Below are 25,023 nucleotides of genomic sequence, written 5' to 3'. Positions count from 1 at the left end.
AAACGTGCAGGTCCCCGGACATAGGAGTCACAGGTCATGCTCAGTCCACAACTCAACGAACCCACAGGAGCCAGCCGCGAACCGGGTGGCTCCCTACGCCGATCAATGGGACTCCCCACTCTTGTGTTCTTCGGGTTGTCCTACATGGTGCCGATGACGGTCTTCACGACGTACGGCATAGTCAACGACATCACCGGCGGATTCCTCGCCAGCGCCTATCTCATCACCCTGGCAGCCATGCTGTTCACGGCCTGCAGCTATGCATTCATGGGGCGCAGAGTCGATTCGGCCGGCTCGGCGTACGCCTACACCCGGGAGGGGTTGGGTGGCGGCATTGGTTTCCTCACCGGATGGGCGGTCATGATCGACTACATCCTGCTGCCGATGCTCAACTACCTCTTGATCGGCCTGTACCTTTCGGAACAGTTCCCATCCATTCCGGCATGGGTTTTCTCGCTGACGGCCCTGGTGCTTGTCACCGTGCTCAACATTGTGGGAATCCTGGTGGTGAAGAGCGCGAACATGGTGCTTGTCCTGCTGCAGATCGTTTTCTTCCTAATTTTCTTCGTCTTCGCGGCTCGAGCATTTGACCCGGCCGCCAACCCGCTGGACCCATTTGTTCGTTCGGATTTCAATCTGACCGCGGTAGCCGCAGGCGCGGCAGTACTGTGCCTCTCATTTCTTGGGTTTGACGCGATCTCGACCATGGCTGAAGAAGCGCAGAAGCCTAAACAAGCAATCCCTCGGGCTGTCATTCTCACCACGATCATCGGCGGAGTATTCTTCGTGTCCGTGTCATGGTTCGCTTACATGGCCCACCCCGCGGTCATCTCCGGAGACGACGCGGATGTTGCAGCTATCTCAGTCCTGGCCCACATTGGTGGAAACCTGTTGACAGCGCTTTTTCTGGCCGCCTATGTCACCGGTGCCCTTGGTTCTGCGCTGGCATCGCAAGCCTCGGTTTCAAGAATCCTCTATGCGATGGGCCGCGACCGTGTACTTCCCCACAAATTGTTCGGCACCATTTCCCGTCGTTTTCGAACGCCCGTGGGTGCAATTCTCGTCGTAGCCGTCATCTCGACATCGGCCGTCTTCGCGGATGTCGATTTCGTTGCCTCCATCGTCAGTTTTGGAGCGTTGACCGCCTTCAGCATGGTCAACCTCAGCGTCATTTCAACGTTCTTGATCCGAGATCGACGCCGCTCGGTGGGCGCGGTGATCTGTTATGGAGTTATTCCCCTGATCGGATTTTTTCTCACCGCATGGCTGTGGACGAGCCTCACGGGAAATACGGTTCTCTTGGGATTGGCGTGGATAGCTGTGGGCTTCATTCAATTGATGTGGCACACGCGGATGTTCACAAGGCCGGTTCCGCGCATGCATTTGGAGAGCTAACAATCGGCTGTCGCCGAGAGCACGGCCTCCGAGCACACGAGTTCGAACCGCGATTGTCCGTTCCGCAGATCGGCATCCACCAGGCGCACCCGGATCTCCTGCCCGAACGGTAGATCCACGCCCCTGATGCCCGCCTCCACGGCCGGATTCCTGATAATGAAGCGACCCTTCTCCCCGGTTTCATCCACTTCGACCACGGTGCCCGTAAATTCCTTGCCCACATGCGGGGACAACATGAACGTCTCCACCATGTTCACGATGCCGCGTTCATAGGCCGATGCCTTGCGGTTGGATGATTCCATTTCCCTGGGCAACTGGGCCAATGCGGTGGCCACCCATTCGGGGACCGGTTCCCCCGCACACACGGCGAGGCAGACTTCGCCCGCGTAGCGGTCCACCAGCCGCCGCAGAGGAGCCGTCACATGCGCGTAATGGGTGGCAAGGGCCGCGTGCTGCGCATTGTCCGGCCGTTGCCCGTTGAACGCCAGGTATCCCGCCCCGCGGAACAACAGTGTGCACGAGTACAGCATGGCCGCGTGATCCGGGCGTTGCGGGTCCAGGGTGCGCACGAATTCGGGGTAGTCCATGTCGGGCGGCCAGTCGATCCGCAGCGCCTTGGCGGTCTCACGAAGTGTGCGCAACGAGGCGGCGTCGGCGGGGGGCAGGGTCCGCAGCAGACCCACCCGGGCATCGAGCATGATGTCGGCGGCGGCCATTCCCGTAAGCAGTGAGATCTGCGCGTTCCACCCCTCGATCGGGAGCGCGGAACGATGCACAATGTGCCATTCCCCGTTGGACGTCTCGACCTCCTGCTCGGGAATTTGCAGGCTCACACCGCCGCGTTCGTGCTCGATGTGTTCGCGCAGCAATCCCACGGTCTTGAGCAGCTGCAGTGGTTCCGAGGCGGTACCGCGGTCGAGGGCGTCCTGCACTTCCCGGTAGGTGTATTGGGCGCGGCTGCGGACCAGGGCCCTCCGGACAGTGCGAGCCGTCTGGTGCCCCTTCTCATCCAGAGTAATTCGCCAGAGCACGGCGGGGCGGGTCTCGTTCTCGAGCAAACTCGCGGCATCCTCGGAGAGCTCCGGAGGGTGCAGCGGAGTGCGTTTGTGCGGACCGTACAGGGTCTGGCCGCGGATGTGGGCCTCCAGGTCGAGAGGGTCCCCGGGGCTCACGAACGCGGCGACATCGGCAATGGCGTACCAGACGATGTATCCGGACCCTGATGTCTCGATGAACACCGCTTGATCCAGATCCCGGGAGCCCTCCGGGTCGATGGTCACGAATTCCAGATCGGTACGGTCCAGCTCGGGAAGGCGAGGATACCGCGCGGCGTGCAGGGCGGCGTCGTGCACCTCGACCGAGAAGTCCTCGGGAATGGTCAAATCCTCGCGGAGCTTTTCCAAACCCTCGACGAGCGGCTTGGGCACGGCCTGGACCTGGTGGGGACGGATGGGCATGCTGTCTCCTCACGTCAAGGTCCGCGAGCGCGGGCGCATTGGTCTAGATTGTGCCCCACTCGGGGATCAATTGGGCACCCTCCACGGGCCCCGTGGTCGAAAACGCGTGCCGGTGCTCGCGGCGCAAGCCGTCGACCAGGTTGTCCGCATCCTGTGCGGATCTGGCCAGGAAACACACCGTGGGCCCCGATCCGGAAACCCACCCGGCGAGCGCGCCGAGGTCCACGCCGTGGTTGAGCAGCGCGGCCAGTTCGGGGAGCAGCTCGATGGCGGGCGGCTGCAGATCATTACGGACCCACGTGGCCACCCCCGCGGCATCACCCACGGCGGCAGCCGTCACGAGCGTCCGATTCAACGGGTCCGGGGCCTGGGCGCTTCCCTGGTCCACAGTGGCCCGATGCGCACGGTCCCATTGCCGGAAGACCGCCGGGGTCGACAGCCCCTGATCCTGGGGGACGAACACCACATGAAGTTGGTTCCCGGTCTCCACGGCGCGGAGGTCGTTGCCCCTGCCCCGGCCTTCGGCCAGACCACCGAGGACCATGAAGGGAACATCTGCACCGAGCTCGGACCCGATGCCCATGAGCCGCTCACGGCCCAACCGGGGCCGATCAAGGTGCCGGGCGAGCAACGCGTCCACGGCCACGAGTGCGGCGGCGGCATCCGCAGACCCTCCACCCATGCCACCGGCCACGGGAACGGCCTTGTCGATCCGCAGCTCGATCCCCGGATTGCACTCGTAAGCCGCGCACACGGCGAGCGCGGCACGCACCGCGAGGTTCGACGAGTCCAGGGGAATGTCCGACAGCCTCGCCGCACCGGATTGGATCATTTCCGCGTACTCGCTACCCGGTGCCGGGGACACGGACACCAGCACTCCGCTGCCACGCCGGGTCACGTGGGAGTTGATCGAGGCCGTCACGGTTTCGTGGACGTCCACGGCGATGAACAAGGTTTCCAACGGGTGGAACCCGTCGGGCCCGGGGTCCCCCACGTGCAGCGCCAGGTTCGTCTTGGCGGGGGCCGAGGCTGCGGCCCACAATCCGGCGGGGCTCATTCGTGGTGCTCCGTGGCCGGTTCCGCCTGCGTCTCCCGGGTGACCGGCGTTGGCTGTTCTGCCTGCGGTTGCGTTGGCGGATCCGGGACCGTTGCCGCGGCCCGCGCGATCCGCGCGAAGGCCTTGACATCAAGTTTTTCACCGCGCTCGCCGGGTTCGATACCGGCCGCGCGCAGGATCTGTTCCGCCCGCGCACCGGATCCGGCCCAGCCGCTCAGCGCCGCACGCAGGGTTTTGCGCCGCTGGGCGAAGGCAGCGTCGATCACGGCGAAAACTTCCTTGCGCAGCGTCTCATCGGCCGGCGGGTCACGACGTTCGAACCGCACCAGCCCGGACGCGATCTTGGGTGCCGGCCAAAACACGTTCTTGCCGATCACACCGGCCTTGGACACCTCCGCATACCAGTTCGCCTTGACCGACGGCACACCGTACACCCTCGATCCCGGCCCCGCGGCGAGGCGATCGGCGACCTCATCCTGCACCATGACCAGTCCGTGGCGCACGGTGGGGAACGTTTCCAGGATGTGCAGGAGCACCGGCACGGCCACGTTGTACGGCAGGTTGGCCACGAGCGCCGTCGGCGGGGTGGCGCCGGGCAGGTCGGTGACGCGAGCGGCGTCGTGCTGCACCACGGTCAAGCGAGACGCGGCCTCCGGATAAAACCGCTCAACCGTTTCCGGAAGCTGCGCCACGAGCGGCGGGTCGATCTCCACCGCCGTCACCGCCGACGACGCCGCCAGCAGACCCAGCGTCAACGACCCCAGGCCGGGCCCCACCTCCAGGACGTGATCGTCCGAGGTGAGATGCGCCGTGGCCACGATCCGCCGAATCGTGTTGGGGTCGATCACGAAGTTCTGGCCGAGCGTCTTGGTGGGGCGAATGCCCGCTCGCTCGGCCAGTTCTCGAATTTCTGCGGGGCCCAGGAGCGGGCCGTCAAGGCTCTGGTCGGTCACCGGTTCATCCTACGTTGCTCGGGTGGGATGCCTCCCGGAGAGGGATCTCGCGGGTGGGGCTGACATTTCGGGCAGAGCTTCGAGGGGTTGTGGCGGCTGCGAACATTTGGGGCAGAGATACGTAGCTGTGCCCCGCGAACCTCAGCCATAAATGTCAGCGGCCCCGAATCACCGCGAACCTCGGCCTCAGATGTCAGCGGCCCTCGAATACCCCGAAGCTCCGCCCCGAGTGTCACCCGCATCGGTCCCGAATCCCTAGAACTGCCCGTACACCCTTTCGGAGTTGGCCCAGATCTGCTGGCACAACTGCTCAAGGTCCGCAGAGAGGATCTCCGCCATCCCTCGCACCGTGTAGTTGACCATGTACGGGGCGTTGGGTCTGCCTCGGAACGGGTGTGGGGTGAGGAACGGGGCATCCGTCTCGGTCAGGATGAGTGATCGGTCCGCTTCAAGCAGCGCGGCTTTCAAGGGCTTGGCGTTCTTGAACGTGACCGTCCCCGCGAAGGACATGTACCAGCCGTTCTCATTGCAGATGCGCGCCAACTCGGGATCACCGGAGAAGCAGTGGAACACCGTTCGTGACGGCGCCCCGACCTCGCGCAGCACGCGGACCACGTCCGCGTGGGCTTCACGGTCGTGGATCTGCAGGGCCAGGCCGTGCTTCTTGGCGAACTCGATGTGCGCTCGGAAGGACTCCTCCTGTGCCGCGTACCCGGACTCGGATGTGTGCACGTGATCCAGGCCGGTCTCCCCAATGCACCGCACCCGATCCTGGGAGGCCAGCGCAGCAATGTCCGCCAAGGCCTCGTCCAAAGAATCGGAGGCCGCCAAGGACGGTGCTTCGTTCGGATGCAACGCGACCGCAGCCAGCACACCCGGCACGGACTGGGCCGCGGACACGGCAAACCGGGAGGATTCCACATCACAACCGGCCTGCACGAGCCCGAGCACCGATGCGGAGCGCGCCGCATCCATCGCGTCCGCCACCGACACCTGAACCAGTCCGTCCGCCATGTCCAGGTGGGTGTGGTTGTCCACGACCGGGTGCGGCAGTGGTCCGGGCAGCGCGGGGAACTCCACGTCGCGGCGTCGACCGTCGCGGTCGGTGAGGGCACGGCGTTCGGTTCCTTCGCCGCTCTCCACCGAATCCGGCAGCCGATACCACTCGGCGGAATAGGCCGCGGGAGTGGTTCCGGGCTGGGGCTGGGGGCGCTGATGGGTGTCCCACAGCGTGGTGACAATAGGCGTTTCGATCACCCGCCCACGATACGACGCGCAACCCGGCCGGGGCATCCCCGCTCAACATGACTGGCAGACGGTGACTATGCGAGAGAATATGAACAACTTACACAGATACAACGATTTCTCATGAGACGAGGAACCATGGAGCAGTTCTCCACGCACACCCAAGCCATCCTGGACCGCATGAACTCGGTGATCGACGGCAAGCCCACCGAGACTCGCACCGCACTCACGGTTCTGTTGGCCGGTGGTCATTTGCTCGTGGAGGATGTTCCCGGTGTGGGCAAGACCATGTTGGCCCGCACGCTGGCCGGTGCGATCGGTGGCACGGTGAGTCGCATCCAGTTCACCCCGGACCTGCTGCCCACCGATATCACCGGTGTCTCCGTCTACGATCAGGTGCGCCGCGAATTCGAGTTCAAGCCCGGGCCGGTGTTCGCGAACCTGGTGATCGGAGACGAGATCAACCGCGCCTCGGCCAAGACCCAGTCGGCGCTCTTGGAGGCCATGGCCGAATCCCAGGTCACCGCGGACGGCACCACCTACCAGCTGGCCACGCCATTCATGGTGGTGGCCACGCAGAACCCGGTCGAGATGGACGGCACCTTCCCGCTCCCCGAAGCCCAGCGCGACCGTTTCACCGCGCGGATTTCCATGGGTTACCCGGACGCTGACGCCGAGGTGCACATGCTGGCCGGCCACGGCTCCGGCTCACCGCTCAAGGATCTGCAACCGGTGCTCGACATCAACCAGGCCACGCAGTTGGTCGACTACGTGCGCTCGTTGCACGTGTCCACGGCCGTGCGCCGCTACATCGTGTCCCTGTGCCAGGCCACCCGCACCCACCCGCACCTGCGCCTGGGTGCCAGCCCCCGCGCCGCCCTGCAGTTGCAGGCCGCCGCACGCGCCGAGGCCGCCCTGGCCGGCCGCAGCCATGTGCTCCCGGACGACGTCAAGGCCATCGCCGTACCCGTACTCACCCACCGCCTGTTACTCGAGCGCCGTTCCGGCACCGACAGCGCCCAGGACGTGGTGCGCGCCATCCTTGATGACGTTCGCGTCCCCACCGAGGACGGCAGCGGATCTCGATGAGCAACACCGCCTCCACTGCCGAGGCGCGGGTTGATTCCCGCGCCAAGTTCACGGTGCGCGGCTGGTGTTTCCTGGTCGCGGCCGTCGTGTGCCTGGTCGCGGCCACGTGGCTGGGCCGTAAGGACGTTCTGGCGCTGTCCTTATTCCTGGGCATGCTCCCGTTGTTTTCCTCGCTGGCAATGTGGTTGATCAAACCCCGCGTGCTGCTCAAACGTTCCGTGGATCCGGCGCTGGTCACGGTGGGCGACGCCGCCTCGGTCGCCTTGCGCGTACGACGTCGTTCGCAGTTCGGTTCCCGACGCCGCGCGGACACCTCGGGCTCGACCGTTCACGATCGCGCCGCGGTCGAGGTTCACGAAACGGTGGATCCGCAACTGGGCAAGGACCGGGACTTCTCGGTCCCCGTCTCAGGCGTGCCCGTGGAGTACACGGTGCGCCCGCGGCGTCGTGGAATGTATGAACTGGGCCCGGCGACCGTGCGGGTCCAAGACCCGTTCGGCGTGGTGACCGAGCTGTTGGACGTGGCCGAGCGCACCACCCTGCAGGTCGCCCCGGGCGCCGAGGACCTCACCGAACTGGGCGCATCCCGGGTCCGTGAAACCGGCGGTGATCCCTCCCGACGGGCCATGCCCCAACCCGGTCCGGACAACGTGACCACCCGCGAATACCGCCACGGCGACCCGATGCGACGGGTGCACTGGGCGGCGTCGGCAAAGCACGGCGAGCTCATGGTGCGCCAGGAGGACCCGCGTAGCACGCGCAAGGCCGTGCTCGTCCTGGACACGACCCAGGAGCACTGGCCCGGCGAGCGCGTGTGGGCGGGCATCCTGCCGTCCACCGAGGAGTTCGAATGGGGCGTACGCGCCACGGCGTCCATGTTGGACCACCTGACCCGCCGCGAAACCGTGGTCTTTGCCCTGGATGACCAGGGTCGTGCGCTGCCGCGCGGTGACATGGAGAGCACCGACCAGCGCGACACGTCCGTCACGGACAACACGGCTCTTGAAGTGGTGCACGGATTGGCGCAGGCCGCGCTGGTGTCCCGCCCCGAACCCGACGCCGCGACCGATCCGCTGATCGCCCGCTTCGACCGCGAAGCGTTGACCCACCCGCTGTTGCTCATCACGGGCAAGCTGTCCGCTGAGGCAGCGCGCCGCTACGTGAGCGCGGCGAAAAGTAACGTCGCCGGTTCGGTGATCATGGTGCTCAACCCTCCCCTGGCCCGCCCCGAGAGCGCAGATGTTCTGGCGACCTCCGGTTGGTCCGTGGTGCTCGTGACGCGCTGGACGGACATTGACGCCGCGTGGACCTCCATTCTGGACGGCGCCACACTTCTGGATCCGCCGCCCGCGCCGCCCGGAGTCGAACACCTGAACATGGGCCACGTGATGGGGCACTTCCGATCAAGGACTACCGCATGAGCCACACCGCCGCACCGGCCACCCCGTGGGACGGCACGGGACCCGCTGGGCGGGCCGAGTCCACGCCGGCGGCGCCCGAGAATTCCTGGCCCCCCGAACCACCGCGGAACCAACGAGCACCGCACATGGCCGTCTTCCCGTTGCACGCGTTGCTGTTGGCAAGCGTCGCCCTGGGCTGCGTGGGGATGGCCGGGGCGCTCGCCGGTTTTTGGTGGGTGCTGCCCGTGGCGGTCACCGTGGTGATCGTTGTGCTGGTCACCGCGGCAGCGCGGTGGCTGCGCTTGCCTTCTGCGCTGGTGACCGTTCTGGGTCTTGCCGCTCTCATCCTGGCGCTGACCGTGGTGCACGTGAGCGATCATGCGCTGCTGGGGTTCATTCCGACCCCGGGCACCCTTGCCGCAGTGGGTTCGCTGTGGAGTGAGTCCGGCTCGTTCGTGGCCCGGCAGTCCGCGCCCTACGAAGAGAATGCCGGTTTGGCTCTGGTGCTGAGCGCCCTGGTGGGCTTGGTGGCCGTGTTCATGGAGACCGCGCTGCTGGGCCTTCGCATGGCCGGTTTGGCGTGCGTGGGCATCCTGGCGTTGCTCGTGGTGCCCGCACTGACCTTGCCGGGCAGCGTATCGATATGGGGTCTGGGCGCCGCGATCCTTTCCGCGCTGGCCCTGCTCGCCGGGTCAAGGTTGTGGGGTGCCACCCGTCTGCAGCATGTTGCGCCGACCCCCGGCGGTCTGCCGCGCGCGCTGCTGGTAATTGTCGGTGTCCTGGCCGTGAGCCTTCTCGTTCCCACGGTCATGCCCGGGTTCTTCAGCGGTGCTTTCCCGCAGGGCAGTTCCTTCAATTCCGAGCGTGCCGCCGGTGTGGGTCCGCTGCGCGCGGTGGGTCAGGGTCTGCGAGAGAGCGAACGGGTTCAGCGCTTCAGCTACACCACCTCCGACGGGCAGCCCAAATACATGCGGCTCATGAGCCTGTCCGACTTCTCTCAGCCCGAGTTCTTCCCACAGACGGACAACCTGGAAGAGGGCCTGGCTGGTCTCGCCGACCCGGAGACCAATCCGGTGTCCCGTGAAAACCCCGTGACCACCAAGGTCACGTTCGAGGACTACAACGAGCATTGGCTGCCTGCCCCGTACGCGCCCACCGAGTTCGCGGGTATCGGCACCGAGGGCTGGTCCTGGAACCCCCGCGACCTCTCCGTCTTCAGCGCGAACTCGGACATGTCCGGGGGCACGTTCACCGTGACGTCCTCAGCTCCGCAGGCCACGCCGGACGCGATGCGTTCGGCAGCGCCGTCGAACGCGAACGGCGACCTGGCCGACTACCTGGGGGTGCCCGACGAAATGCCCGAGTCGATCAGCAGTGCCGCCCGTCAGTTCACCGCGGGCACCGAGAACGACTACGACCGCGCGTTGGCGCTGCAGAACGGCCTGCGGCACAACTTCCAGTACGACGTGAACGCCCCGCTCGCCCAGGGCTACGACGCCGGCGGTATGGACAGCATGGAACAGTTCATGGAGACCCGCACCGGGTACGCCGGGCATTTCGCGCCCGCAATGGCCTTGATGGCTCGCGAGGTCAGTATCCCCGCCCGCGTGGCGATCGGTTATCTGCCCACGGCCCCGGTCGATGATTCGCGGGGCGGAGAACAGTTCCAGGTGGGCACCGGTGATGCCCACGCGTGGCCCGAACTCTACTTCCAGGGGGTCGGGTGGGTGCGTTTTGAACCCACGCCCGGCATTCCCACCACCCCGGAGTACGCGCCCGAATCCGGCAACGAACCCGCTCAGGACGCCTCCGGCCAGCCCGATCAGACACCCAGCCAGGAGCCATCCCAACCCCAGGAGCCGACCTCGGAGCCCACGGACGAGCAAAGCCAACCGCCCGCTCCGGGGACACCTGAACCCGAAGATGCGCAGCAGGAACCCAGCACCGCACTCATGATTCCGCTGTGGGTGCTGGTGCTCGGCGGCGTCCTGCTGCTTCTCCTACCTCTGGCCGCCGTGCCGCGGTTCGTGCGCGGAAGACGCCGCCGGGCCCGGTTGACGGACATGGCCGACGCCTCGCTTTCGCCCCAGGACCGGGCAAACGCGGCGTGGAACGAGTTGGAAGACTTGTCCGTGGACCACGGCGGATCTCCCAAGGCATCAGACACCCCGCGTGTGCGAGCCCGGCGCATGGCAGCGGGGATCCCGGCGGCGTCGGAGGCAGTGGATCGGATCGTCTCTGATATGGAGCACGCCACCTACGCCGCCCCGGACGCCTCGTGGAAGCCGTCAGCGTCCGCCGCGGATCTCGGCACGGTGCGCAACGAACTCACGAACCGTGCCGACCGAGGTCAGAGGTTGCGCGCCACGTGGTGGCCGGCGTCGATTTTCCGGCGCTGAGGCTCCACTCGTGGTGCTCAGGGGCCGCCGAGCGCCCCGAGCCGGTGACGGGCCGGTCCCCGCTGACGGGACGGGCGGGGACGATCCGCGGGACGCGCCTCAGCGCTGACCGCGGGCGGTGATCACGGCGTCGTAGAGCTGGCGGGTGCTGACGCCGGCGTCCGTGGCGATCTGGCGGGCGGCGGCCTTGAGCTTGATGTCGCTGGTGGCCACGAGTTTTTCGACGTCGCCCACGAGGTCCTCGGGTTCCGGGGCCTTTGCGGCTGCGGCACCGTGGACGACCACCGCGATCTCTCCGCGCACCTGATTGTTCTGCGCCCACTCCGTGAGACCGGCGAGGTCATTGCGGAGGACTTCTTCGTGGAGTTTGGTGAGTTCGCGACACACCACGGCCTGACGATCGCCGCCGAGAGCATCCCGCAGCGCCTCCAACATCACCGCCAGTCGATGCGGTGATTCGTAGAAGACCATGGTGCGGCGCTCTTCGGCCAGGGCCTTGAGGTGAGTGGCCCGCTCCCCCGCCTTGCGCGGCAGAAACCCTTCGAAGGTGAATCGGTCGGTCGGCAGTCCGGACACCGCGAGCGCCGCCAGAACGGCAGAAGGCCCGGGGATCACCGTCACCCGCAACCCCTCCCGCGCGGCGGCACGCGTGAGCGGGAAGCCCGGGTCCGAGACGGTGGGCATCCCGGCGTCGGACAGCACGGCCACGATCTTACCGGCGCGAACCAGATCGAGGATCTCGGTGACCCTCTCGTTCTCGTTGTGCTCGTGGTGGGTCATGACCCGGCCGGTGAAGTGGACGTCCAGCCCGGCAGCCAGCCGGTGGAGCGTGCGAGTGTCCTCCACGGCCAGCACATCAGCGGTTCGGAGAATCTCCAGCAAGCGGGGGGACGCGTCCGAGAGGTTGCCAATGGGAGTGCCCACGACCACCACGGCTCCGCCCCGGGGCTGCTCCGAAGGAGTCTGGGGAGTTTCCTGGGGCGTTGATTCTTGCGAGCTCACACACAGTACTCTACGAACCCTGTCCAATCGGCGGCTGAGAACCGCCGTAAACTCCATCGTGAACAGGGGTTCTTCAGTAACCACCACCTACGATGATTGAGTGCATCTGACTGCTTTCCAGCCGGTGACCCGCGGCCCCTCCACAGACCTTCGTGGTCTCCTGCTACCCGCAGTCACCCGGTTGCCCCGGTTGTGGTGGGTTCCGCTGCTCCTCGTGACCGTGCTGGGCGGGGTCATGCGGTTCGTCAATCTCTCCTGGCCCCACGCGGTGGTCTTCGACGAAACCTATTACCTCAAGGATTCCTATTCGCTCCTGCTCAACGGCACGGAGCAGCAATGGCCCTCCGACGCGGACGAAACCTTTACCGCGGGCGCGCCGACCACCACCCTGGATGAGCCCTCGTTCGTGGTGCACCCCCCGGTGGGCAAGTGGCTGATCGCCGGCGGCCTGTGGCTGTTCGGCGCGGACGATCCCTTCGGCTGGCGCTTTTCCGCCGCCCTGTTCGGCACTCTGTCGATCGCCCTGATCTTCGCCGCGGCGTGGCTTCTGTTCCGCTCGATCACCCTGGCAACCGCCGCCGGGCTGCTCATGAGCCTGGACGGCCTCCACCTGGTCGAATCCCGCCTGGCGCTGCTGGACATCTTCCTGATGTTCTTCGTGCTTCTCGCCTTCGTGCTCCTCCTGCTCGACCGTGACGACGGACGACGACGCCTGGTCGCCCGGTTCTCGCCTCACGGTCCGGGTCCGTGGCTGGGGATCCGGTGGTGGCGGATTGCGGCCGGGGTGGCGTGCGGGTTGGCCGTGGGCGTCAAGTGGAACGCCCTGTTCCTGGTGGCCGCCCTGGGAATCCTCACGGTGCTGTGGGACATGAACGCCCGCCGGATCGCCGGTGTGAAGCAATGGTTCTGGGGCGCCGCGGTCAAAGATGGGCTCCCCGCCTTCGTGGCCGTGATCGGAACCGGGCTGGTCGTCTACGTGATCACGTGGACCGGCTGGCTCACCACAGCGAACGGCTATCACCGCCAGTGGGCGGAACTGAATCCCGGCGAAGGCCTCCAGTGGCTGCCTCCCGCGCTGCGCTCCCTGTGGGAGTACCACGTGGCCGCGTACTCGTTCCACGCGGGTTTGGACAGCGAGCACACCTATATGGCCGGGCCCGCACTGTGGCCGATCCTCGCGCGGCCCACCTCGTACTTCTACGAATCCCCCGAGCGCGGCGTTGACGGGTGCACCGTGGACTCGTGTTCCCAGGCGATCCTGAACCAGGGCAATCCCGCCGTGTGGTGGGTTGGTATTGCCGCGGTCCTGTTCGCCCTGGTCCTGTGGATCGTGAAGCGGGATTGGCGCTTGGGCGGCTTGCTCGGGATGTACGCGGCCGCCTACCTTCCCTGGTTCCTGTACCCCGAGCGCACGATGTTCTACTTCTACGCCCTGGCGTTCTTCCCGTTCATGGTGCTCATCATCGTGGGCGTTCTGGGGGTCCTGACCGGGCGGCTCGGCGTCGCGCCGTTCGGGGACACCGCAGGGACACCCACCGCTCGGAATCGCTTCATCTCCCGCGTGTGGGCGCACCGCTGGACCACCGTAGGGCTCGTCTTCATGAGTTTGGTGGTCGTGTGCGCCGTCTTCTTCTGGCCCGTGTGGACCGGACAAACCATCCCGTACGACCACTGGCGTTGGCGCATGTGGTTTGATTCCTGGATCTAAATCTGCGCTCGCAGCTACCTATTCCAGGCCGGCTTTGGACGACAAGGTGGTGACTTAGAACGCTTTATCGTTGCCCGGCACTTCGATGTCTTCCATACCTGGCCCGGACAAGCTCCCCTGGCGCGGGCTCCGGCCAGAGACCAGCATGAGTAGTTCCAGAGCCGGTCCCGTGATGGCCGGACCGTCACCGATTTCCAGGTCGGAATTGTCAGACACGAGTTGTACAGAATTCACCAATTCCTTGGCGCCGCCGAATTTGACCCCGGTCCGAACCTGGTAACGGATGGCCTTAGCCACAGCATCAGAGGGGTAGTTCCTTGTGATGCCCAGCGGTCGACGGATGTCTTCGCCATGCGCGATTTCTTCGACCAGTCGACTGGCCAAAGGGGCAAGGATGCGTGGTGGACCGCTGGACCGGTGGACCACCTCGCTCAGTCGAGTTAAAGTCTCGGCCGGTGTAGTACCACGGTTCGCTGCGACTCCACGAGCGTTTTGCCTATTGAAGTCGAAACCGGCTCGCATCATGGTTACGGCAAAATTCCCGGAGGTGGTTAATGCGCAGTCCACCAGATGCGCGGCAACATCGTGAACGGTCCACCCGGAACACAGCGAGTCCATCTTCCAGTCGTCGTCGCTTACGTGCTTTAGGTCCTCCATGAGCCCGGCTCGCTCTGTATGAACCATGTTCCAGATCGGGTGCATCGTGACCTCTCAGGTTCAGCTTCAAAAGTGAAGCAAGTCTAGACGCTACCCGTTAATCGCGGCTGACCTGACCAATCCCGGTGTCACTCTATGCGCCGTTGAGACCCCGTCCTACATCAGGTGGACCGTTAGAACCCTCGAGGGGCGCCCGAAGGGTTCTAACTAAACACGAGGTGTCGCCGTCGGATCGAACAGCCCCGGAACAGGCCTCAGCCCCTCATGCCGGCCACTAGCCAAGACCGCACGGGTTGGTTAATTGACTTGCGTGACTAGGCCCAGGGAGCGGAACGGCCCCCGGTTTCGGGCTTCCGAGCGCTCTGCGCGGGTTTCACACCGGCGCCGTCGGGCTCGCCAGCGGCACCCTCAGCACCGGCGGCACGCCCACCGCGAGACACGGATCGCATGCGCGGACGCGTGATCAGCATGGTCACGAACGCGCCGATCACGGCCACCAGGGCCACCGCGATCGCCGCGTCCATCCAGAACTGGGTGGGGTACAAACGGATCAGGGTGTCGGTGATTCGGAAGGTCCAGCTGCCGGCGTCGAAGAACAGGGAGTGGAACAGTGCGAAGAACGTTTCCCAGGCCAGCACCGCAATCACCAGGAGAATGACCAGCAGGGCAATGCTCAGCCACGCGCCGAAGAACAGCGCGCCGGATGCGGCTCCGGGGGCCCGGCGGTGCAGGTAGAGGCAGCTGATCACGCTGAGCACCAGCAGGATCAATGCCACCAGGAAGCCCCACTGGATCACATGCTGCACGTCGGTCATGTGGGAGACCTCTTGATCCTGCAAGAGTGCGGCGCCGTCATCGTTGACCAGCCCGCCCAAATACTGGGGCGGGGCGAAGTTCATAATGTAGTCCAGCCCGTAGGACCCGTAGGTCATGCGCTGTTCGGTGCTCATCCCCCAGTAATCGGCGGGGAAGCCCGGGCGGTGGTACTCGATCCACAGGAACAAGGGGGTGGCAACGAGCCGCACCCCCAGGGCAATCAGGAGGATCGGGAACGTCAATGCCAGAAAGACCTGCTGGATGCGAGGAAACTTTGCCTCGCGGGGGCGTTTGACCGCCGTGGTGGAAGAGCTCACCGGGGATATCACCAGTTTCCGTGCCAGTTTTCGTCCGAGTACTTGTCAAAGGGAATGTTCCAGTCGCCGAACCCGTCGTCGGGATCGGCCTGGGGATAATCCGTGTTAACCACTTCCACCATGTCACCGGGGCGGAACGTGTCGAAAATGTACTTGGCGCCCTCCGGCGGCATACCCACGCAGCCGTGGGAAATATTTGCATAGCCCAACACCGGCATGGCGGAGGGAAGCGCCTGGTGGATGAACTCGCCGCTCCACGTCAGGCGGGCCACGTTGGAGGCGTTGAAGGGCTCGTAATAATGCGGGTCACCGGGTGAAAGGTTCAGGGACGACGGCTTGAACTCGTAGGACTCGGCCTGTTCAATGATGACCTTCTTACCCGTGGTGGACGGCCAGTCCGGGTTGCCCAGGGTCACGGGCCACTCACCGGTCTTCCGACCGTTCTCGAAGGCCACCAGGGTCTTGGTGTTGTTGTCCACGTACGCCCGATGTTCGGGGCCGGTGGTGAAGTTCACGGTCTGGTTCTCGTTGCCGATCATCCCGTTGCCCACGTCCTTGCCGAGCAACTCAATGGCCACCTTGACCTTCGAGTCAGGTGCCCACGGTTCGGCGGGCCGGTAGCGGAGCTTGGTGTCCGAGTACCAGCGGAACGCGCCGTCCTGGTCCCCGCCGCCGTTGACGGACACGGCCTGCTCGATCTCGTCCTTGTTCTGGATCGGTTCGGAGAAATCGAATTCGACGATCTGCCATACCCCATAGGTGCCGCCGTCCCTCACGTTCATGCGGACGTCCATTTCGTGGGCGGCGTCCACCGTGGAGAACGCGGAGGTGCCCTCGGACGTGCGACCGTTGTTTTCGGCCGAGTACGTCACGGTGTAGGCGGCATCGAAATCGAGGGGCTTGGTGGAGGTCCACGTGGTTTCGTCCTCGGACATGTCCCCGGAAGCCTCCACGCCCTCGTCGGAAACCACCGAGACGTCCGTGAGGCGGCCCTGGTCGGCCGTCACGGTCACGGGGTCCACGGGGTTGACCATGGTGGTGTCCGCGGCCGGGGCCACGCTCACAGCGGGTTCGGTGGCGGGCGCGTCAGAAGCAGCCGCGCCGGAGGCGCCGCCTGCTGCGGGGCCGTCGCCACCGGAACCTGAGCCGGTTCCACACGCGGTCAGGGCCAGCACGCTGAACCCCGCCAATCCTGTGAGGGCGCGCGAACGCCAGGTACTTGTACGGGTGGGCTGGGGGGCCATTGGGAACCTCACTTCGCGTGGCTGGATCTCCCCCAGACTGCCCGCTTACCGGCCCAACGACAAGTTGACTATCGATGTACTACGGGCGGCGCAAATGTGGACGGCGCAGGCTCTGCGGCAGGGGTTCCGGCGTGAAATCGGGTGCGGCCTGGGACTTTGTCTCGCGGCCGCCCGAGGGGCGCTCGTCTCCCGTGGCTTCGACGGGCGCGCGATTAAATGAAACGTCCCGCAATAATCGCCCGGGCGCGCGCATTCCGGGACGTTGCGGGGACGGCGAACGACGCCGCGCGGCCGGCTCGTCATCGCGCACGGCCTCGACCACCGCGCCAAGATCATCGCGGTTCCACCCGTCCGGGGACTCCAGGCGCACCACGCGCCAGCCCCGCGGGGCGGTCATGCGGTCCGCGTGGAACGCGCACAAGTCGTAGGCGTGGGGTTCGGAGCGCGCGGACAAGGCACCGATCACGGCGGTGGAGTCCGAGTAGACGTAGGTCAGGGTGCACACGGCCGCGCGGGAACAGGTTTGGCGGCTGCAGCTGCGCCGAGGGAGTTCTTCGTTCATGCCTTTGTTCAGCGTCCCCGGCGGCGCAGCCTGCGGCGTTCGCGTTCGGAGAGCCCGCCCCAGATCCCGAACTTCTCGTCGTTGGACATGGCGTAGTCCAGGCACTGACCACTCACGGGGCAGGCCTCGCAAACACGCTTTGCATCGCGGGTCGAGCCGCCCTTTTCGGGGAAGAACGCTTCGGGATCGGTCTGCGCGCAGAGGGCGTCCGTCTGCCAGGCGAGTTCGCCTTCGGCATCGCCCTCGCTCACGGAGTACAGGCCTGCAACGGCCTGCCACACGGAGGCATCCACGCTCTGCGGGTCGTGGACGTCCACGTCGGTGAGATTCTGCGGAACCGGCGGCTGCGCGGGGGGCTGCGCCACGGATTCGGGTTTGTCGGTCGTGCGACGATCGGATCGCAACATCACATCACCGGCGGATTCGGGATGCGCGGCCAGGAAGGCACTCGCGAGATCATCCAGGGTGGTGACTTCCATGGCGGACCCGCCGCGTGCCTGATCCACCGGATCAACGAACCAATCCGCGGGGATCACCTCGTGCGTGTTTCCACGGCCCTGCTCGGTGGTGTCCTCGCGATCGTTGAAGTGGCGGCGTGCGGCCTCTCCCATGTCAGTCCTTCCATCCGAAGCAAAAGCTATGTGGTGCCCGTGACCTGCCCACTGGGGCCACAGCGAACTAACCGCTCCAGGCGAGGGGTTGGTCCGTTCGGCCCGAAGCGGACCTCCTAATTACACGCGTGTAAGTCCCACAGAGTCAAGCTGAGGTCGAATGACTTGCAGATCTGACCGGCGTGCCGTCAGTGTGGTCGAAGGACCGTCACTTACCCTAAGGAGTTTTCGCGTGAGACGCACACCGGCCACTTTCGCTCAGGCCCTGGAACACATTTCCGAACGCCCCACCCCCGCTCTCATCTGGCGGGACGGGCCCGAACGCGTGGAGCTCTCCGGCCGCGTGCTGGTGAATTGGGTTGAGAAATCCGCGAGTCTGTTGGTTGACGAACTGGATGTGGAGTCCGGCCAGCTGATCACCGTGTCCGCACTACCGCATTGGCGTCTGGTGGTGCTCACTCTCGCCGCACTGCGGGTAGGGGCCGCGGTGCGGGTCACCGGCAATTCCGCCGACGACGCCGCCGTCCACGCCGAGCTCGAAGCTCACCTCGACGTCAATGTTCCCGCCAAACACGTCCTGGCCGTGGCTTCCCCCGCCCTCGCCTTTAGGTGCGAGCAGCCGGTGCCGGATCCGGCCATCGACTTCTGCGCCGAGGTCCGCTCCCTCCCGGACGTGTACATGGGCATGGAAGAACCCCGGGACGCGGATGATGCCTTGGCAGAGTCGGGAATCACGCACGGTGAGCTACTTGCGGAAGCCGAACGAGCGGCGTCGGCGATCCAGGACCACACCGTGTACTTACCGTTGAGTGACGGCTGGAACGAGCGGGCACTGCTGATCACACTGGGGGTGCTGCTGCGCGGCGGTGCCGTGTTGATGGCCGTGAACGAGGCGGATGTGACGCCGGACGTCCTGGGGCAGGAGAGGGCCGTCCGCCTCCCGGACGGGTAATCAGGCCGTGTCCTAGACCTGGCGGGGCGGGGCGTCCGAATCCGTGCGGGGCGTCTCGTCCCTGCCTTGCACGACCGGGATCTGACCGGTGATGAACGCGAACTCCTCTTCCCGGCTGCCCGCGAAATCCGGGTCCTCGTCGAGCTCCTGGCGGAACACCCAGAACCGGTAGGCGAAGTACCGGAAAACGGTGCCCAGGATGGTGCCGATGATCGTGCCGGAAATGAAGGACGCCGTGGCCGACTGCAGGCCCAGGACGTAGTAGCTGAAGACCAAGCAACCGAGTTCGATGGCCAGGCCGATGCCATTGGCCACCAGGAACTGCACCAGTTCGCGGCGCTTGTTCTCCTGCCGCTTCTCACGGAAGGTCCACAATCGGTTGGCGACCCACGAGAACAGGATGGCAACCACCGTGGCCACGAATTTGGCCTTGATGTGGCTGTCCTCGAACCACGCGGTGTGCATCAAAACCCACACGAGGACGGCGTTGATGACGAAGGCCAGCGCTCCCACCACGCCGAACTTCATAAGTTCTTTGACGAACAGGTGCCACAACGCGTCGGCGCGTTCCATGATGCTATTCACGTAGGGTTCTCGGTTTCCGTAGCTCGGGGAAGTCACGTGCGCACTGGTTCCTGCACGCTCATGGGTGATCCGCAGCAGTACATGATCGACCCGCATATTGAGGTGCAGCCTACTCCTAAATAGCTGGGGGCTCGCTGTGGCGATACGCTGGGGAGCGTGAGTTTCCCCATTACAGGTCCTGTCATTGGTGTTGTCGGAGGCGGCCAGCTGGCCCGCATGATGGCACCCGCCGCCACCGAGTTGGGCGTTGAGCTGCGCGTCCTGGCGGAAGGCCCGGAAGTTTCTGCCGTGGCCGCCGTCCGCACCACCCCCGTGGGGGATTACACAGATGTGGACACCCTCCGGCACTTCGCTTCCGAGGTGGATGTGGTCACGTTCGACCACGAACACGTGCCCACCGAGCACCTGCGCGCCCTGCAGGAATCGGGGGTCTCGGTCCAGCCGGGCCCTGAGGCTCTCGTGCATGCGCAGGACAAGTTGGTCATGCGCAAGGCCGTGGCGAAGCTCGGTCTGCCCAATCCCCGGTGGGCCCAGGTGCGCTCCGCGGACGAGCTGCTGGCTTTCGGCGAGACCGCGGGCTGGCCGGTGATCCTCAAGACGCCGCGCGGCGGTTACGACGGCAAGGGCGTGCTGAAGCTCGACGACACCCGGGCCGTTCACCAGGACCCCGTTCCGGCGTGGTTCGCCCAGGCTTCCGAGGACGGACTGTTGGCCGAGGAGGTCGTCCCGTTCACGCGTGAGTTGTCCGCTCTGGTGGCGCGCACGCCCTCGGGTGAGACCAAGGCCTGGCCCGTGGTGGAATCCGTGCAGGTCAACGGTGTGTGCGACGAAGTGATCGCCCCGGCACCGGGCCTGGACCCGGACGTGGCCGCGGCGGCGTCCGAGGTGGCGATCATGCTCGCCCAGGAACTGGGCGTCACCGGTGTGATGGCCGCCGAATTGTTCGAAACTCCCGGCCACGGCGCCGGTTTTGCCGTGAACGAGCTGGCCATGCGTCCGCACAACTCCGGGCACTGGACCATGGACGGCTCCGCGACCAGTCAGTTCGAGCAGCATCTGCGCGCCGTCCTGGACTGGCCGCTGGGTGCCACGGAGCTCACCGCGGACGTCACGGTGATGAAAAATTTCCTGGGCGGGGACAATCAGGATCTGTTTGCCGCTTACCCCGCCGCGATGGCTGCCGAACCGCGCGCCAAGATCCACAACTACGGCAAGTCCGTGCGTCCGGGTCGCAAGATCGGGCACGTGAACGTGGTGGGATCGGCGGATGAGACGGCCGAACTGCGCCGCATCGCTACGTGCGCCGCGGGCATTCTTCGCGACGGCGAGGATCGCTTGGCAGAACCCACTCACATCCGGTCCGAGGGCAAGGCGCACCCCACGTGGGGCGCCACTCCCCTGTCCCAGGACCAGGCCCCTGTGGTGGGGCTGGTCATGGGCTCGGACTCGGACTGGCCGACCATGCGCCTGGCCGCGGAAGCCCTCGAGGAGCTCGGCATCGCCTACGAGGCGGACGTGGTTTCCGCTCATCGCATGCCGCACGAGATGCTCGACTACGGACAGACGGCCCACGAACGCGGGTTACGCGCGATCATTGCCGGCGCCGGCGGCGCTGCCCACCTCCCGGGCATGTTGGCCTCGGTCACCCCGCTGCCGGTGATCGGCGTGCCGGTCCAGCTCAAGACCCTGGACGGCATGGATTCACTGCTGTCGATCGTTCAGATGCCCGCGGGGGTCCCCGTGGCCACCGTGTCGATCGGCGGGGCACGCAACGCCGGATTATTGGCCGCTCGTGTGCTTGCCTCGGCCACGGACACCTCCGCCGCGCACCTACGAGCCAACCTGCAGAATTTCGCCCGGGAGCTGTCCGAAACAGCGCATCGTAAAGGCCAAGCACTGCGGGACACGGTGCTGAGAGGCGCCACCACCCAGGATTAATCGGCAGGTGACCGGCCGGTTTACGGCCAGGACTCAGCCAGGAGCGGCACAATGTCCGCAGTGCGTCGTGTCTCGCGTCAAAGTGATTGCCCAAGTCGCCCGCGTGAGCCGGCCGCAACACCGCCTTCCCCAGCAGCACGGAGTTGCACGTGAACGGATCATCCCCCAGCGATGTAGGGGGTACCCCTTACCCGCCGTCCACCCAAGCCCCCTACACGGACGAGGACTACGCGGAAGACACCTTCCACGGCGCCTCCGCAACCCGGGATCCGGGCAGTGGGCCACGCAAGAAACGCTCCAATGTGGCCGATCCGTTGGTCAACCCCAGATTCGCGGCGCCGGCCGACCGCACCAAACGTGCGTGGTGGCTGTTGGGCGCCACCGCACTTGTTCCGGGTTCGGCTCAGCTGGTGGCGGGCCGCAAGGGTTTGGGGCGGGTGGCCCTCCGTGTGACCGTGACCGTGTGGGCGCTGATTCTGTTCTCCGCCGTGCTGTGGCTCGTGTGGAAAACAGCGCTGATCTGGTTGCTCACCAACTCGATCACGTCATGGATCTTGATGTTCGGCCTGCTGGCCCTGGCCCTGGGCTGGGTGTTCCTGTGGTTCGACACGCTGCGCCTGATCAGACCCGGCCTGCTCGGTGACAAGGTGCGGCGCGCCGTGGTGATCGTCACCGTGCTGGCCATGGTCGTCACCGGTGGTGGCTTGGTCTACGCAGCGCACCTGGTGTCCGTGGCGCGAGGTGCCGTGTCCAACATCTTTGCCGGTGGTCTGCCGTTCGCCCCCGACAACGGGCGATACAACATCCTGCTCATGGGCGGTGACGCCGGGGACGACCGCGAGGGCCGCCGCCCGGACTCCATGACCGTGCTCAGCGTGGACGCGGACTCCGGCCGCACCGTGACCGTGTCCCTGCCCCGTAACCTGCAGAACGTTCCGTTCCCGGAAGATTCCCCGCTGCATGATGTGTACCCCAGTGGATTCAGCTGCGGTGACGAGTGCATCCTGAACGCGATCTACACGGATGTGATGCAGAACCACCAGGACCTCTACCCGGACGTCGCGGATCCCGGGGCGGAGGCCACCAAGGAGGCCGCCGAGGGCGTCACCGGTGTGGAGATCCACGGGTACGTGCTGATCGACATGGACGGTTTCGAGTCCCTCGTGGAGGCCCTCGGTGGCATCACCCTGGACGTGGGAGGACGCGTTCCCATGGGCGGCGGCACCAATGAGACCACCGGCCTGCCCAACCCGATTCTGGGGTGGATCGAACCCGGGGTTCAGCACATGGACGGCAACCACGCCCTCTGGTACGCCCGCTCCCGCGAGGGAGCCACGGATTACGACCGGCAGGCCCGCCAGCGCTGCGTCCAAGCCGCAATGCTCAAGCAGCTCAACCCGGTCAACGTGGCTACCAAGTTCCAGGACCTCGCCAACTCGGGTGAGGAAATCATCGAGACGGACATCCCGCAGTCCTCGATCGGCTCCCTGGTCAATGTGGCCGTTAAGGCCAAGAACCACGACCTCGAGTCCTACGCCGTGGGCCCACCCTTCTACGACCAGTCCTTCCCCACGTACCCGGATTTCGAGCTCTTCCAGTCCGACCTGCAGGACGTCCTCGACAAGGCGACCGACGACGGCGCTGACGCGGCGGCGTCGTCGAACGTGCCGGCCCGAGGCGTGGCCGGGGCGCCGGGCGGAGTGGGCGTGGCAATGTCCGTACCCGTGCCGGCCTCCCCCGCAATGGTGACCACCGCCGAGGAGCTTTCTGCCAACGGCACCTGCTCCGTTCCGTAACCGGATCCGCGCTGCGCGTCCTGGCCGTGGCCGCGGGTCGCTACAGTGGACGCGTGGCAAATATCCTGCAGTCCCAGGAATGGGCAGAGTTTCAGCAAAGCATCGGACACCAGGTCCTTCAGGCATCCGGCCACGGATGGCGCTACCTGGCGACTGTCGAGGGCGGGCGCACGGGCCGGTACCTGTACTGCCCGTACGGACCCGAGGCGGACTCCCCGCAGTCCTTCGACGCCGCGCTGGCGGACCTCACGCGCGCGGCCAAGAAACACAAATGCTGGTTCGTGCGCGTGGAACCCGCCAACGCGAGCTTTACGGACGGTCTGGAAACGGCCAAGTCCTCGCTGCGCCGCCGCGGCATGAAGCTGGCCCCGCGCCAGGTGCAGCCCTCGCACACGCAACTCATCGACCTGAGCAAGGACGCGAAAGAGCTGCTCAAGGACATGAAGTCCACCAACCGGAACCTGTACCGGAACATCCACAAGAAGGGCGTGACCATTGAGCGCTCGGCCAACCCGGAGGACGTCAACTACCTGCTGACGTTCCTGGACGACACCGCCAAGCGCAAGGACTTCAACCGCCAACACGACGACTACCTGCGCGCCGTGGCCCGCTCGCTCATGCCCGCCGGCGCAGCCGCCATCTATTTGGCGAAGCTCGAGGACGAGCCCATTGCGGCGTCCCTCGTGTACGACTCCTCCGATACCCGCACGTACGCCCACGCGGCCATGGACCAGCGCCACCGCAAACTGTCCGCGGGCATTCCCCTGGTGGTCACCATGATCATGGATGCCAAGGAGAAGGGGTTGGTGTGGTTCGATTTGTTCGGCACCGCCCCCGAGGGCGCCGGCCCCGACCACGAGTGGTACGGATTCACATCCTTCAAGAAGTCCTTCGGGGGCTCCCCCGTGTCCTTCCCCGGAACGTGGGACCTGCCGGTCTCGGGCGGGGGATACGCCGCGTACACCGGTGCGCGCCACGCCCGGGAGGCGGTCGCTAAGGCCCGGAAAAAAATTCGCGAGCGTACCATCGGGGGATGACTAAAACTGCTCTGATCACCGGTGCCACCGGGGGAATTGGCCGCGCGTTCACCACCGAATTGCACCGGCGCGGTTATCAATTGATTATCACCGGACGGAGCACCGAGAAATTAACGGAGCTGTCGCAGTCGGTGACCGGCGGTGCGGCGCAGATCGTTGCGGCGGACCTCGGAACCCAAGAAGGCATTGACACCCTGGTGGACGTGATCCGCTCCAATCCGCTGGACATCCTGGTCAATAATGCGGGCTTCGGCACGCACGGTTCCTTCGCGGAGCTTGATTTTCACCGCGAACTGGAACAGGCCACCGTCAATATGACCGCGTTGATGGCTACCACCCACGAGGCGCTCCAGTCCATGACCGCACGCCGCACCGGCGCGATCCTGAACATTGCATCCGTGGCCGGTTTCCAACCCCTGCCCTACATGGCCACCTACGGCGCCAGCAAGGCATTCGTGGACAAGTTCTCTCTCGCGGTCGGCGCGGAAGCCCGGAAATCCGGCGTGCTCGTCACCAGCGTGAACCCCGGACCCGTTGACACCCAGTTCTTCGAGGTGGCTGGTTCCGATGCCGTGAACATTGGCCGCACCGTGCCACCGGAACAGATCGTGGCCTCCGCCATGACCGCCGTGGACAAGCGCCGCTCCCGCGTGGTGGCGCCCAGGTCATTCCACGCTATGGAGGCCCTCACCCGTGTGCTGCCGGCACCGTTGATGGCACGGGCGACAGCCGTCGTTTCCGGGCGGTAGTCACCGCGGCGCACGTGAGGTTGCGTGAGAGCCCTCGCCAGCACCTGAGGCGTC

21 protein-coding genes and 1 pseudogene are annotated in these 25,023 nt (G+C 65.7%); 11 read left to right on the top strand and 11 right to left on the bottom strand.

Annotation, left to right across the window (positions count from 1 at the left end; genetic code table 11):
- Positions 1-36 precede the first annotated feature (36 nt).
- Entirely contained in the window at positions 37-1,395 is a 1,359-nt protein-coding gene (locus ABEA06_RS06735) for an APC family permease (protein ID WP_303383488.1), read from the top strand.
- Here the strand turns inward: ABEA06_RS06735 and ABEA06_RS06730 are convergent.
- The 4 genes from ABEA06_RS06730 to ABEA06_RS06715 all read right to left on the bottom strand — a co-directional run bounded on the left by ABEA06_RS06730 (position 1,392) and on the right by ABEA06_RS06715 (position 6,119).
- On the bottom strand, positions 1,392-2,852 hold the full coding sequence (locus ABEA06_RS06730; RefSeq protein ID WP_345310993.1) for an RNB domain-containing ribonuclease: 1,461 nt from the start codon (positions 2,850-2,852) through the stop codon (positions 1,392-1,394). The genes ABEA06_RS06735 and ABEA06_RS06730 overlap by 4 nt on opposite strands.
- A gap of 43 nt (positions 2,853-2,895) precedes the next feature.
- Positions 2,896-3,909 carry a 4-(cytidine 5'-diphospho)-2-C-methyl-D-erythritol kinase gene (locus ABEA06_RS06725; protein ID WP_345310992.1) on the bottom strand — a complete coding sequence of 338 codons (1,014 nt, stop codon included), beginning with the start codon at positions 3,907-3,909 and terminating at the stop codon, positions 2,896-2,898.
- Positions 3,906-4,862 carry a 16S rRNA (adenine(1518)-N(6)/adenine(1519)-N(6))-dimethyltransferase RsmA gene (rsmA, locus tag ABEA06_RS06720; protein ID WP_312397646.1) on the bottom strand — a complete coding sequence of 319 codons (957 nt, stop codon included), beginning with the start codon at positions 4,860-4,862 and terminating at the stop codon, positions 3,906-3,908. The genes ABEA06_RS06725 and rsmA overlap by 4 nt, the downstream gene beginning before the upstream one ends.
- 255 nt (positions 4,863-5,117) lie before the next feature.
- Positions 5,118-6,119, bottom strand: a complete 1,002-nt coding sequence (locus tag ABEA06_RS06715; RefSeq protein ID WP_345310991.1) for a TatD family hydrolase — start codon at positions 6,117-6,119, stop codon at positions 5,118-5,120.
- Positions 6,120-6,230: 111 nt separating this feature from the next.
- Here ABEA06_RS06715 and ABEA06_RS06710 point away from each other — a divergent pair, with 111 nt between their 5' ends.
- Genes ABEA06_RS06710 through ABEA06_RS06700 form a run of 3 tightly spaced genes read left to right on the top strand, consistent with a single transcriptional unit; the run spans position 6,231 to position 10,995 of the window.
- The gene (locus ABEA06_RS06710; RefSeq protein ID WP_345310990.1) at positions 6,231-7,196 is read left to right on the top strand and encodes an AAA family ATPase; all 966 of its coding nucleotides are present in this window, start codon (positions 6,231-6,233) and stop codon (positions 7,194-7,196) included.
- Positions 7,193-8,617 (top strand): DUF58 domain-containing protein, encoded by a 1,425-nt coding sequence (locus ABEA06_RS06705; protein WP_345310989.1) that lies wholly within the window; start codon positions 7,193-7,195, stop codon positions 8,615-8,617. The genes ABEA06_RS06710 and ABEA06_RS06705 overlap by 4 nt, the downstream gene beginning before the upstream one ends.
- On the top strand, positions 8,614-10,995 hold the full coding sequence (locus ABEA06_RS06700; RefSeq protein ID WP_345310988.1) for a transglutaminase family protein: 2,382 nt from the start codon (positions 8,614-8,616) through the stop codon (positions 10,993-10,995). Before ABEA06_RS06705 ends, ABEA06_RS06700 begins: the two co-directional genes overlap by 4 nt.
- Positions 10,996-11,094: 99 nt before the next feature.
- Here the strand turns inward: ABEA06_RS06700 and rsmI are convergent, their stop codons facing one another.
- A complete protein-coding gene (gene rsmI / locus ABEA06_RS06695; protein WP_345310987.1) occupies positions 11,095-11,997 on the bottom strand; it encodes a 16S rRNA (cytidine(1402)-2'-O)-methyltransferase in 903 nt (300 codons plus the stop codon).
- 100 nt (positions 11,998-12,097) lie between these two features.
- Between rsmI and ABEA06_RS06690 the strand changes: the two genes are divergently transcribed.
- Positions 12,098-13,705, top strand: a complete 1,608-nt coding sequence (locus ABEA06_RS06690) for a dolichyl-phosphate-mannose--protein mannosyltransferase (protein ID WP_345310986.1) — start codon at positions 12,098-12,100, stop codon at positions 13,703-13,705.
- 54 nt (positions 13,706-13,759) lie between these two features.
- Here ABEA06_RS06690 and ABEA06_RS06685 read toward each other — a convergent pair whose 3' ends face one another.
- From ABEA06_RS06685 to ABEA06_RS06665, 5 genes are all read right to left on the bottom strand, one after another.
- Positions 13,760-14,389 carry a maleylpyruvate isomerase family mycothiol-dependent enzyme gene (locus tag ABEA06_RS06685; RefSeq protein WP_345311035.1) on the bottom strand — a complete coding sequence of 210 codons (630 nt, stop codon included), beginning with the start codon at positions 14,387-14,389 and terminating at the stop codon, positions 13,760-13,762.
- A 287-nt stretch (positions 14,390-14,676) separates the two neighbouring features.
- Positions 14,677-15,495, bottom strand: coding sequence for a TIGR01906 family membrane protein (locus tag ABEA06_RS06680; protein WP_345310985.1), 819 nt, complete (start codon positions 15,493-15,495; stop codon positions 14,677-14,679).
- A gap of 8 nt (positions 15,496-15,503) precedes the next feature.
- Positions 15,504-16,739, bottom strand: a complete 1,236-nt coding sequence (locus ABEA06_RS06675; protein WP_345310984.1) for a L,D-transpeptidase — start codon at positions 16,737-16,739, stop codon at positions 15,504-15,506.
- Between the two features lie 79 nt (positions 16,740-16,818).
- Positions 16,819-17,301, bottom strand: a complete 483-nt coding sequence (locus ABEA06_RS06670; RefSeq protein WP_345310983.1) for a DUF3499 domain-containing protein — start codon at positions 17,299-17,301, stop codon at positions 16,819-16,821.
- Positions 17,302-17,309: 8 nt separating this feature from the next.
- A complete protein-coding gene (locus ABEA06_RS06665) occupies positions 17,310-17,912 on the bottom strand; it encodes a WhiB family transcriptional regulator (RefSeq protein WP_345310982.1) in 603 nt (200 codons plus the stop codon).
- Between the two features lie 232 nt (positions 17,913-18,144).
- Between ABEA06_RS06665 and ABEA06_RS06660 the strand changes: the two genes are divergently transcribed.
- Positions 18,145-18,864, top strand: coding sequence for a TIGR03089 family protein (locus tag ABEA06_RS06660; protein ID WP_345310981.1), 720 nt, complete (start codon positions 18,145-18,147; stop codon positions 18,862-18,864).
- Between the two features lie 12 nt (positions 18,865-18,876).
- Here the strand turns inward: ABEA06_RS06660 and ABEA06_RS06655 are convergent, their stop codons facing one another.
- Positions 18,877-19,437 carry a GtrA family protein gene (locus tag ABEA06_RS06655; RefSeq protein WP_345310980.1) on the bottom strand — a complete coding sequence of 187 codons (561 nt, stop codon included), beginning with the start codon at positions 19,435-19,437 and terminating at the stop codon, positions 18,877-18,879.
- Between the two features lie 228 nt (positions 19,438-19,665).
- On the opposite strand from ABEA06_RS06655, the pseudogene ABEA06_RS06650 reads away from it, so the two are divergent.
- The 5 genes and pseudogenes from ABEA06_RS06650 to ABEA06_RS06630 form a co-directional block, all read left to right on the top strand.
- A pseudogene (locus ABEA06_RS06650) lies at positions 19,666-20,775 on the top strand (5-(carboxyamino)imidazole ribonucleotide synthase); the annotation flags it as partial.
- Positions 20,776-20,883: 108 nt separating this feature from the next.
- Positions 20,884-21,387, top strand: coding sequence for a 5-(carboxyamino)imidazole ribonucleotide mutase (gene purE / locus ABEA06_RS06645; protein ID WP_345311034.1), 504 nt, complete (start codon positions 20,884-20,886; stop codon positions 21,385-21,387).
- Between the two features lie 149 nt (positions 21,388-21,536).
- Entirely contained in the window at positions 21,537-23,183 is a 1,647-nt protein-coding gene (locus tag ABEA06_RS06640; protein WP_345310979.1) for an LCP family protein, read from the top strand.
- Positions 23,184-23,236: 53 nt separating this feature from the next.
- Positions 23,237-24,220, top strand: coding sequence for a lipid II:glycine glycyltransferase FemX (locus ABEA06_RS06635; RefSeq protein WP_345310978.1), 984 nt, complete (start codon positions 23,237-23,239; stop codon positions 24,218-24,220).
- Positions 24,217-24,969, top strand: a complete 753-nt coding sequence (locus tag ABEA06_RS06630) for an SDR family NAD(P)-dependent oxidoreductase (RefSeq protein WP_345310977.1) — start codon at positions 24,217-24,219, stop codon at positions 24,967-24,969. Before ABEA06_RS06635 ends, ABEA06_RS06630 begins: the two co-directional genes overlap by 4 nt.
- Positions 24,970-25,023: the final 54 nt, after the last annotated feature.

The sequence above is a fragment of the Kocuria gwangalliensis genome (genome assembly GCF_039544365.1).
GTDB classification, from domain to species: Bacteria; Actinomycetota; Actinomycetes; order Actinomycetales; family Micrococcaceae; genus Kocuria; species Kocuria gwangalliensis.
The sequence above is the reverse complement of the archived record's forward strand: the minus strand, read 5'-3'. Positions and strand labels throughout refer to the sequence as shown.

What these genes read in the sequence shown, in the direction of transcription:
- ABEA06_RS06735 (WP_303383488.1), top strand. Translation starts at nt 37, where the DNA reads ATGCTCAGTCCACAACTCAACGAACCCACAGGAGCCAGCCGCGAACCG.
- ABEA06_RS06730 (WP_345310993.1), bottom strand. Translation starts at nt 2,852, where the DNA reads ATGCCCATCCGTCCCCACCAGGTCCAGGCCGTGCCCAAGCCGCTCGTC.
- ABEA06_RS06725 (WP_345310992.1), bottom strand. Translation starts at nt 3,909, where the DNA reads ATGAGCCCCGCCGGATTGTGGGCCGCAGCCTCGGCCCCCGCCAAGACG.
- ABEA06_RS06710 (WP_345310990.1), top strand. Translation starts at nt 6,231, where the DNA reads ATGAGACGAGGAACCATGGAGCAGTTCTCCACGCACACCCAAGCCATC.
- ABEA06_RS06705 (WP_345310989.1), top strand. Translation starts at nt 7,193, where the DNA reads ATGAGCAACACCGCCTCCACTGCCGAGGCGCGGGTTGATTCCCGCGCC.
- ABEA06_RS06700 (WP_345310988.1), top strand. Translation starts at nt 8,614, where the DNA reads ATGAGCCACACCGCCGCACCGGCCACCCCGTGGGACGGCACGGGACCC.
- ABEA06_RS06685 (WP_345311035.1), bottom strand. Translation starts at nt 14,389, where the DNA reads ATGGTTCATACAGAGCGAGCCGGGCTCATGGAGGACCTAAAGCACGTA.
- ABEA06_RS06675 (WP_345310984.1), bottom strand. Translation starts at nt 16,739, where the DNA reads ATGGCCCCCCAGCCCACCCGTACAAGTACCTGGCGTTCGCGCGCCCTC.
- ABEA06_RS06670 (WP_345310983.1), bottom strand. Translation starts at nt 17,301, where the DNA reads ATGAACGAAGAACTCCCTCGGCGCAGCTGCAGCCGCCAAACCTGTTCC.
- ABEA06_RS06665 (WP_345310982.1), bottom strand. Translation starts at nt 17,912, where the DNA reads ATGGGAGAGGCCGCACGCCGCCACTTCAACGATCGCGAGGACACCACC.
- ABEA06_RS06655 (WP_345310980.1), bottom strand. Translation starts at nt 19,437, where the DNA reads ATGGAACGCGCCGACGCGTTGTGGCACCTGTTCGTCAAAGAACTTATG.
- purE (WP_345311034.1), top strand. Translation starts at nt 20,884, where the DNA reads ATGGGCTCGGACTCGGACTGGCCGACCATGCGCCTGGCCGCGGAAGCC.
- ABEA06_RS06630 (WP_345310977.1), top strand. Translation starts at nt 24,217, where the DNA reads ATGACTAAAACTGCTCTGATCACCGGTGCCACCGGGGGAATTGGCCGC.